At 37.5% G+C, this 11,367-nt stretch carries 4 protein-coding genes; all 4 read left to right on the top strand.

The features are described from left to right. Nucleotides 1-2,134: T9SS type A sorting domain-containing protein (locus Q0505_RS17905; RefSeq protein ID WP_299215810.1), on the top strand; the 2,134-nt coding region annotated here is incomplete at its 5' end. Between the two features lie 8 nt (nt 2,135-2,142). Beyond that, entirely contained in the window at nt 2,143-2,349 is a 207-nt protein-coding gene (locus tag Q0505_RS17900) for a PID-CTERM protein-sorting domain-containing protein (RefSeq protein ID WP_299215808.1), read from the top strand. Between the two features lie 268 nt (nt 2,350-2,617). After that, entirely contained in the window at nt 2,618-9,823 is a 7,206-nt protein-coding gene (locus Q0505_RS17895; protein WP_299215806.1) for a choice-of-anchor D domain-containing protein, read from the top strand. 421 nt (nt 9,824-10,244) lie between these two features. Next, nucleotides 10,245-10,985 carry a LytTR family DNA-binding domain-containing protein gene (locus tag Q0505_RS17890; RefSeq protein ID WP_299215804.1) on the top strand — a complete coding sequence of 247 codons (741 nt, stop codon included), beginning with the start codon at nt 10,245-10,247 and terminating at the stop codon, nt 10,983-10,985. The last annotated feature ends 382 nt before the right edge of the window (nt 10,986-11,367 follow it).

The following is an 11,367-nucleotide window of genomic DNA, read 5'->3' as shown; positions in this document are numbered from 1 at the left end:
TGTTGATCAAGGAGCCAATTGGACACTGATCCCTGCTGCAACATTAACAGGACAACAACAAGGAACTAACAATGCTGATTGGTTAACACAAACGGTAGATTTATCTACTATGGATGACGAGATCATACAGATTCGTATTACTGGAACTACAGGAGCTGATTTCAGGAGTGATATGGCCATTGATAACTTAAAAATTTCTTTAGGTGCTACAGACTATATTTATGATATGGGCACTTGGAATCCTAGAGATCCTAGTGGTGTATCTACCGCTACCGATAATATAATTGTACGTTCTGGAAGTATTGCACTTACTGCGAATACTGTCATCAATAATATCACTGTAGATGCTGGTGCTACTTTGGATCTAGGTGCAACACGAGTACAACTTTCTGGAAACATTGCAAATGCAGGAACACTAGATGGAGATCAAGCAGAAGTTATTGCTTTTAAGAAAGACGGAACAGATCAATCTTTTTCTGGAAATGCCTTTGAAGTAGCAAAACTTACCATAGATAATAGTGCTTCTATTACAATAGACACTGGAGTTAGCGTCAATGAACTCTTAACACTCGGACAAGGTGATATCACAACAAATGATAATCTCACTTTATTAAGCAGTGCTTTACAATCGGCTATGATTGCTCCGGTTAGAAACGGGACGGTTACTGGTAATGTAAGCATAGAACGTTTTGTTCCCGCAAGAAGAGCCTTCCGTTTTGTAACGAGTCCAGTGACGACCACAACTACGATACGTGAAAACTGGCAAGAAAACGGATCAACCGCTGCTGGGTTTGGAACACATATTACAGGATCTACAACGGGAGCCGATGGTTTTGATACCACACCTTCAGGGAATCCTTCATTATTTACCTATGATAACAGTGCAGCAACTCCTGCCCTAACCCCTATTGGAAACACTGATGTAAATACACTTACTGCTGGTGGCTCTTACCTCTTATTTGTACGTGGAGATCGTACGATTGATGTTACCTCTAATAGTGCTACGCCAACTGATACAAGACTAAGAGCAAGCGGAACTATCATTACGGGAACTTCAACACTCACAGGTGCAGATTTAAATCATACTGCTGGAAGTTTTAACCTTATTGGAAACCCTTACCAAGCAACGGTAGAAATGAATACCATTGTAGCTAATGCTACAAATATTAATACCAATCAGTACTACGTATGGGATGCTACACTAGGAGCCAGAGGCGCTTATGTCACTGTGATTCTTACAGGAGCTGGATCTACCAATGGTGCTGGATCTGAAGCAAATCACTTCTTCCAACCTTGGCAGTCGGCTTTTGTGACAACGGCAACAACAGTCGGAGATAACTCAACGGCGATAACATTTAATGAAAGCGATAAAGTAGTAGGAGAAGATACAAACATCTTTTTTACAGAAGAAAATCCTATTGTAGACAATGCACATATTATAGGACAATTATTTAGAACGGAAGATTATAATGCTGGAAGCAAATTACAAGATAACTTTGTGATCTTATTTTCTCCAGACTTTAGTAATGACATTACATTAACAGATGCCGCTAAGTTCTTTAATATAGATGAAAATATGGCAATCACAAATGGAGATGCTATATTAAGTGTAGAGCGTAGAGCAAACCCTAATATAGATGATGAAATCCAGCTATTCAATAATGCGTATAGAACAGACGCATATACCTTACGTGTGCAGCAAGCAGGTCTTGAAGAAGTAACAGCGTATTTGGAAGATGCATTTACTGGAGAAATTTACGAACTAGAAGAAGGAGATAACTTTATCACTTTTACGGTAGATACTTCTATAGAGGCTAGTAGTGCAAGTGATCGATTTAAGATTATTTTTGAAGAAAAAGCACTTACTATAGAAGAAGCTTTTACAGATGATATTACTATGTTTCCTAACCCATTAGAAGGAGATCAACTTCTGATTACTTCTACACAATTAAGAGGACAAGATGTTACTATTAAAATCAATAATGTATTAGGTCAGATTCTGTATAATAAAGAGCGTAGTTTTAATGGAGACACTTTGGAAATAGCTTCTTTATCTACCCTTACAAACGGAATCTACTTTGTAACCCTTACAACAGGATCTGGAAGTATTACTAAACGCCTAATCAAAAAATAAAAGCACTTATGAAAAATAAATATAGTATCAAACATCTTTGCTTTCTTGTCATTCTCATAAGTACATTTAGCATAACCACAGCAAATGCACAAATTGTATTTCCTGATGATGTAAATGATGAAACACCCGCAGCGCCTATAGACGGATTTGTAGGTTTAGGAATCGCAGCTGGAATATACTTTGGAATACGAAAAAAAGTGAGCCGCAAAGAATAGAAAATTATACATTACATTAAAAGTAAAAAGGGGATTCATGATGGATTCCCTTTTTTTATGCTTTCGCGAAAGCGTAAAAAGCAAAAACTTACTAAATATGTTAACTTTTTTCCTATTAATACTCTAAAAACATCGACGAAATACACAAAACAAGGTCAAGAAACACAATTTTAACACTTTTTTTATGGTGGGATTGAGAAATTTCGTAATTTAGTGGTCCCAAATCACTGTAAAGTCCCCAAAGCTTTACAGCAACAAAACCTAAAAAATGAAAAAAATTACTTCGTACAGTACTTTGTGTACTTTTGTTTTAAGTATTCTATTTTCAATTCAACCTCTTTTTGCTTTAAATAATACAGCCTCACCGGTAACAGCCGAGGGAGAAGAAGACGTATACGCGTGTACGGGTACTTCAATAACCTCTTTTCCATACAATGAAAGTTTTGAAGGTGGTCTGGGTGACTGGGTTCAACCTACTGGAGATAGTGGTAACTGGACGCAACGATCTGGTACTACGCCTTCTAACAACACGGGGCCATTTCAAGCTAGTAATGGTACTTTTTACTATTATACAGAGGCTTCAAATGGAGGTGGAAATTTAGGACCTAACGCAACAGCATTTTTAAGAAGCCCTTGTATTGATCTTTCTGCTGAAACAGCAGCTTATTTTTCATTTGATTATCACATGTATGGTAATCGAACGGGAAGATTGACATTACAAGTAAGTGATAACGCTGGGACTACTTGGACCGACTTATTTACAGTAAACGGACAGCAACAAAGTGCTGAAAATAGACCATGGAGAAAAGAGATCGTTGATATCTCTGCCTATGCAGGAAACACGATCAATCTACGATTTGTAGGTCGTACGGGTACCGGCTTTGATAGTGATATTTCTGTTGATAATGTTGTGGTGACTACAGATCCTCAGTATTGTGGATCTATGGCAATCGTGAATTTTACAACGGGGATTAGTAGAGTAAATGTAAACACTATCAATAATAGTACAGGAACTGCCACTAGCGGTTACTCTGATTTTACGTCCATATCTACAGACCTAACAACGGGTACTGATTATACGATAACTACAGAGGTGAATACCGCGGGTAATAATGATTTTGTAACCAATGTATGGATCGATTGGAATCAAGATAAAGATTTTGATGATCCTGGAGAATCCTACGATTTGGGAACCTCTTTTAGTGCGGCTAGTGCACCTACATCAAACTCTCCATTAAGTTTCACAGTACCCGTCTCGGCTACAATAGGAACTACTAGAATGAGAGTATCGCACCGTTTTGGAACGACAACACCAGGGTCTTGTGATGAAGACAATAACTTTTTTGGAGAAGTAGAAGATTATTCAATAAATGTTGTTTCTGGTGTTCCGCAACCAGAAATGGATATTACAGGTTTAGGAAACTCTATTTCTGATGGAGACACGACACCTTCTACTGCAGATGATACTGATTTTGGAAATGTTTTGGTAGGAAACACAAACGAAAACACATTTACTATATTCAATACAGGAACGTTAGATCTAAACCTAACAGGAGCTTCTCCTTACTTGACCATCACAGGAGCAGATGCTGGTGAGTTTTCAATCACAAATATCCCCTCAAATACCGTAGATGCTTTAACTGGCACAACCACCTTTGCGATTACCTATACCCCGTCTGCAATTGGAACTCACAATGCTGTTGTTACCATTGCAAATGATGATAGTGATGAAAACCCTTACAACTTTAATATTAGAGGAACAGGAACAGGTCCAGAACCCGAAATGACTATTACTGGAATGGGTAATATTATTAATGATGGTGATACGACACCAACATTTGTAGATGGTACTGATTTTGGATTTTTATTAACAGGAAATACAACGTTTAGTGATTTTATTATTAGTAACTCAGGAAGCGCCGACTTATTACTGACAGGTCCTTCTCCTTATGTAACGATTACAGGGCTTGGAGCTGGACAATATACATTAACAACAATTCCCTCTACGTCTACCATACCTAGTAGCGGAGGTTCTACCACATTTAGAATTACCTACAATCCAGGAATCATTGGAACGCACAATGCTACGGTAACGATTGCAAATAATGACAGTGATGAAAACCCATATACATTTGATATTACAGGACAGGCGTCTGTTGTGTTGTCGCCAGAGATTGATATTACAGGATTATCAAATCCTATTGCAGATGGCGATGTCACTCCAGATATTACAGATGGAACTGATTTTGGAACTGTAGATGTGGGTATTACCAATATTAATGACTTTACAATTATAAATAATGGATCTGGTGTCCTTACATTGTCAGGAGCTTCCCCTTATATAACGATCATAGGGGCAGATGCTGCACAGTTTTCGGTAAGTTCAATTCCTGATAATGCTATTAATCCTTCAGAAAGTACGACGTTCCAAATAAGCTACATACCTACAGCTGCAGGTACTCATAATGCAACTATTAGAATAGTAAATAACGATAGTAATGAAGGGGTATATACTTTTGATATCCAAGGAACGGCTGTTATTAATACGGATCCTAAATACACGATATATTACGAAAATTTTGATACCAACAATGGAGGTTGGACGGTGTCTAATCCTGGAGGAAACTCTGTGTGGACGTATGGAACCAATACAACAGAAACAGGTACGGAAGGTAATTATTGGTACACAAGTAACTATAATAATTACGCAGATAATTCTCTTACTCGTGTCACGAGCCCTGTGATAGACTTAACGAGCTATACAAACCTTAGAGTTCAAGTAGACATTCGTCATGACACCTCTAATGATACGAAAGATGGATTTCGTATGGAGTACTCTACAAATGGAGGTACTACGTGGACTCCTCTGGGAGCGTACGCTGCTAGCCCAACAGATTACTGGTATAATACCGATAATGTCACAGCATTAGGATCGGGTGTAGATGGATGGGCAGGACGTAATAGTGACAGCGGATCTTCTGCTACACAGTCTTCTTTTGTAATTGCTGCAATAAATATGCCTAGTACACTAGATAATAACTCGCAAGCTAGATTTAGATTTACCTTTGCTTCAGATGGTGATGGTGTTACAGATGATGGAGTAAACTTTGACAATGTTCTAATTTTAGGGAATCCTATTACTCCATTTACAAATCCTTCATTAGGTCCTGGAGATGTGACTTCAAATCTTAGATTATGGCTTAAATCAAATGTTGGGATAGCAGAAACTGATGGGAATGCCGTAAGTACATGGAATGATGAAGCTTTTGATAATGATGCAAGAGTCGCAAATAATAGTGCTCCTACCTATTATGATAATAGTACAGAAAACATAAACCATAATCCTGTACTCAACTTTAGCACTTCTAATGATACAGAGCTTAAAGGAAAAGGAGGATTTTTTACAGATGAATATTGGCTTGTAGTACAGCCTGATGGTAATGTAAATAGCACTTCTTCTCAAGAGACTATTATATCTGGAAGGGTTACGCCTGAAGATTTTGCTGAGGACGGAACGGGATTCTGGATTAATCCAGGTTCTATACGCTTTATAGCAGTAGACAATATTATAAGCCACATGATTGGATCTACGCCTTCAAATCTAGCGAGTTCTGATGGTATAAACTATGGTAGAGCCTACGAAAGTAGTACAGATAGTTATGACAATGAAGTGATGATCTTTAACGTAAAATATGATCCTGTCGCAAATCTATCGACAATCTATAAGAATGGAATTCGTATCGATAATTATGCTGGACGTACGTATAATCAAAGTACAGGTTTTTCTGATGGTGATCTTCCGTATAGTTCTATTGACAACTCTATGTATATATTAGGTGTAGGACGTATTACTATTATGGGAACTCCTTTTGATTCTCACTTTAATGGGAAAATAACAGAGATGATTAGTTATGCTTCTCCTAACTCTGCTATAGATCAATCTAGAATACAATCCTATCTCGCAATTAAAAATGGGATTACGCTACACGATACTAATAGTACAACAGCTACCGAGCTCGGAGATGAAAACTATGTTGATTCTAGCAATAATGTGATCTGGAACACGGTATCAAACTCAGGATTCAATTACGATATTGCAGGTATAGGACGAGATGATAATTCAGGATTAAATCAAAAACAATCTACCTCGGTAAATCCAGGCGCAATTGTTACCATGGGACTCACTGATGTTTATGCTACCAACAATGAAAACATAGCTACTAATCCTAATGTAATCCCTGATAGAAACTTCCTAATGTGGGGGAATGATGATGCCCCGCTTGCTGCAGCAACGCCAATCGTTGTTGATATGAGTGCTGGTATTGCTGGACTTAATACGATCGTAGACTTTAGCTCTATAGAGCGTACTTGGAAAGTAGTAGAAACAGGTACCGTTGGTACCGTAAAGGTATCTATACCAGAAATATCACTTTCTGCTACGATAACACCTCCTGGAGATTACCTCATGTTTGTGTCTGATACGCCTACCTTTAGTCCTACATCAGAATATCGTATTATGAACATTAATGGCGCTAACTTAGAAACTACCTATGATTTTATTGGTACTAAGTATATCACCTTTGGATATGCACCAGAATATGTATACCCTCGCTCTATTACATTTGATGGTGTACAGGATTATATGGATGCCGATGATTCTTTAGACCTAACAGGACCTTTTACTGTCTCTGCATGGATCAACCATAGCGATAGAGGCTATACCGTCGTATCAAAAAGAGATGCTGCTTTTGCCGAAGGATATGCCATAGACATTATAAATACTAGACGTGTAAGAGTACGATGGAGAAATGCTGGTGGAACCATGCAAGAAATCCGAACTACAACTCCAATTCCTAATGATGTGTGGCACCAATTTGCTATCACTTATGATGGAACTACAGCAAACGTTTATATAGATGGTGTTTTAGATAATACAGAAACATTAGACCCGCCAGTAAGCAATGACCGTCACTTCTTAATTGGAGCTGTAGACGAAAGAGCGCCTACAAATTTTTATGAAGGAACTATTGATGAATTACGCGTATGGGATATTGCATTGAGCCAAGATCAGATTCGTTTTATTATGAATCAAGAGATCGAAGAAAATACAGATTTAAGAGTACGAGGTAGAATTGTCCCTCCTACGATTTCTAAAAACGAATTTGCTACAACCGATTGGGATGATGTCGCTGCCTATTTCCCTATGAACATTTATACCTTTACAAACGTAAAAGATGAGTCTAACAATAATCTTATTGCTGCTATCAAAAACTTAGATACAGTAGATTATCAAACAGCGCCGCTTCCGTATGTATCTGTAACGGCAGGTGATTGGGCAAACCAAACTACTTGGGAAAATGGAACTGGTTTCCAAGTACCTAATAGCCCATCTATCGCTGACAATACGGTAAATGTAGAATGGAATATTGTGCAAACCGCCCATAATGTTACAACACAAGCAAACAACACGGTACTTGCTTTAGATGTACAAGCCAATGAGCTATCTATAGAAAATGATAGTAAAATAGAAGTATCCCACTACCTTAAAGTAGATGGTGTCTTAGATCTTGTAGATGAGTCACAACTCATACAAACAGAAAATAGTGATCTTGACCTGACGAGTATTGGATCTTTAGAAAAAGATCAACAAGGAACCGCAGATACGTATTCGTATAATATCTGGTCGTCTCCAGTAAGTGTGATCAATGGGACTCAGATTAACTTGGATTATAGTATTGCAAACGTCATGAATGACGGGACAGATCCTAACAATCCATCTATCATGAATTTTAGTGGTGGTCTCAATGGAGCACCATCTTCACCTATTACGATTAGTGCGTATTGGATGTTTAAATACAGTAATGGACTTGAACAATTCCAGTATGTTGGTCCATTTGGAAGTGTAGGTGTAGGTGAAGGATATACGATGAAAGGACCCGGGTCGGGAGCGATTACAGATCCTCAAAACTATGTCTTTGTAGGAAAGCCTAATAACAGTACAGATGCAGAAGCTATTGTAGTGCCTGCTCTTGCCGATAGAAATTATATTGTAGGAAACCCTTTCCCATCGGCTTTAGATGCCAATGACTTTATTAATGACAACCCACATCTTGACGGTACATTATACCTCTGGGAGCATTATGGAGGTGGAAATCATATCACTGCAGATTACCAAGCTGGTTATGCCCTATATACGCTTTCTGGAGGAACACCTGCGGTAAGTCACCCAGATGTTGCCCAAATAGGTGGAGGAACAAAAACGCCTGATCGCTATGTTGCCGTAGGACAAGGATTCTTTGTTGCTGCCGTAAGTGATGGAGATATCGTATTTAGTAATACACAACGTAACTTTGTAAGAGAGAGCGGTGCTTCTATCTTCTTATTTGGAGAGGAGCAGGAAGGAGAAAGTGATAGCAATCAAGTAAACACTCCTATAGCACAACTAGACGATTCAGACCTAGATGCGCCAGACACGAGACAGAAATTCAGAATTGGTTTTGATTCTCCTAGTTTATATCACAGACAACTTTTGATCACGGTAGATCCAAATACCACTTTTGGAGTTGATAGAACCTATGATGGACAAATTGAATTTGGTCCTGGTGAAGATATGACTTGGGATCTGGAAGATAAGAAATTTGTCATCCAAGGAGTTCCTAATATTACGGATGTAACAGAGTTCCCACTCGTAGTGACATTACCACAGTCTGGACCTATTACCATTGGTATAGACGCTCTGGAAAATGTAGATACAGAAACCACGACAGTATATCTAAAGGATCGTGTTCAGAATACAACAACCAATCTTTTAGATGGTGATTATGAAATCACTCTTGAAGCTGGAGATCATTACAATCGTTATTTTATCGTGTTTAGAACAGACGCCGATGAAGACGAAACTGAAGAGGAAGAAACCGAAGAAGAAACTGAAGATGAAGATTCAGATTGGGATGAAGAAGATGCTGACTGGGAAGAAGAAACAAATTGGGAAGAAGAGGAAGATCAAACGTCTGGTACGGGTGAAAACTCAGGAACTTTTGAAGAGAACCAGACAGAAGATACCAATGAAGATACTTCTAATGAAGACCAAGAACAAGGGGAAGGAACTTCTGGAACTACCAATGATGACACTTCTAACGATACCGAAGAAGAAACTCAGGAAGAGCAAGGAGAAAATAGTGACCCTACTACTGTACAAGAAGAAAATGTTTCTCTAGAAGAAGAAACAGCTATTCAAACGGTAACAGTAAACTTTGACGCACAAGGAAAGTTTATTCTAGTGACTAAGAACGAGCGTAATCATATAAAGAACGCTGCATTATTCTCCATGCTTGGTCAAGTTATTCAACAATGGAAACCAGAAACAGGTACAACTACTATACAACTACCTGTATCAAACATAAGTAAAGGAGCCTACATCCTTCGTCTAGAAACGGATATGGGATTATTTACAGAAAGATTAATTATTCACTAGCGCATTTTACATGCATACATTGACAAAAGGAGCCTCTTATATGAGGCTTCTTTGTTTTTAGGGCTATATACGCTTTCGCGAAAGCGTACTCAGAAAAAATACCTTACGGCTTAAAAAATAGAGCACCTCTCCCCTACGCCTCTTCACAGAAAAAGAACTTGAACCTGCTAGATTTTATAATTTTCATAACCTACTCAAGTTGCTATAGGTAATATATGATAAAGAATTACCTATAGTTTAACAATTTCTGTAAGTTTGGTATATAACAAAAATGCTTTAAAAAAATCTGTATCAACAAATCTGATACAAAACTTTATAGAAAAAGCAACCAAACAAAAAATTAGCGACTTCAATAAAAAGGCTTGATGCTTCAACTAGCGGGATGATCACTTCTTTTTAATTTCTTATAAACCAACAGCGCATGATTAGAGCAGTTATTATTGATGATGAATCTTCTGTACGGGTAGATATCAAAGAAAAAGTAGAAACACATTTTAAAAATGAATTTTCTATTGTAGGAGAAGCAGATAGTGTTGCCTCGGGTATAAAAATCATAGAGCAACTTCAACCTCAACTTTTATTACTAGATATACATCTGGGGGATGGTACTGGTTTTGATATCCTACAAAAAACAACGTTCAATGATTTTGATGTTATTTTTATTACAGGATATGATATGCACGCAATTAAAGCCATTAAGGTAGGTGCCTTAGATTACATTTTGAAACCTGTAGATATGACTGAGTTTATAGCTGCTCTTCAAAAGGTAAACACCCAAGAAAAAAAAGAACGCCATTTAGAAAAACTTATTGAAATATCTAGTGAATATTTTAGTGGTGTAAAAAACAAAAGAGTCATTCTTAAAACCAGTGATAATGTATATGCTATTTACGAAGATGATATCATTTACTGTAGGTCTGAAGGTAATTACACCACATTTTACACACAACAAATGGAGAAAATCATGATCTCAAAATCGATCAAAAAAGTAGAAGAGATCCTTTCTGAAGAGATTTTTATACGTTGCCATCAATCGTATATTGTCAATAAAAAGCATGTCCTCAAATACAACAAACAAGGCATACTTGTAGTTCATCTTGATTATAAAGTACCCGTTTCCAGTAGACGTAAAGACTATGTCCTTAAACGAATTTTTGATTGAAATCAAATGTGAAACATATCGCTGCAAAATTGAAAGAAACGCATACACTTATATAAGGACATTCCTATTTTGTGTAAAAATGTAGTACTATTATCAGATCATTAAATCCCTTATAGTATGAAAACAGGTAATCACTATCTGCTATGACTAGGTTCCGCATTGCTTTCTCTTGTAGTATAAATGATGAGAATGTCTGCTTATAGAGGATTTTCATTTATTCTTTATCTCATATAATAGCCGAAAAAAATCTTTTATACGCTCCTGCCTACCGTCAGGCAGATTCGTGAAAGTCTACGATACAAAGTACGATAACACACTCGTAGTATTAAACAAACAATAGGAGCTAAGAAACACTTCTTGACAAGAATGATTTTAAGATGTA

This window comes from uncultured Dokdonia sp., from assembly GCF_937910895.1.
Lineage (GTDB): Bacteria > Bacteroidota > Bacteroidia > Flavobacteriales > Flavobacteriaceae > Dokdonia.
Note: the sequence above shows the minus strand (reverse complement) of the source record. Positions and strands in the feature narration are given on the sequence as shown.

Coding starts and splice junctions, on each gene's coding strand:
- Q0505_RS17890 (WP_299215804.1), top strand. CDS start 10,245: ATGATTAGAGCAGTTATTATTGATGATGAATCTTCTGTACGGGTAGAT.
- Q0505_RS17900 (WP_299215808.1), top strand. CDS start 2,143: ATGAAAAATAAATATAGTATCAAACATCTTTGCTTTCTTGTCATTCTC.
- Q0505_RS17895 (WP_299215806.1), top strand. CDS start 2,618: ATGAAAAAAATTACTTCGTACAGTACTTTGTGTACTTTTGTTTTAAGT.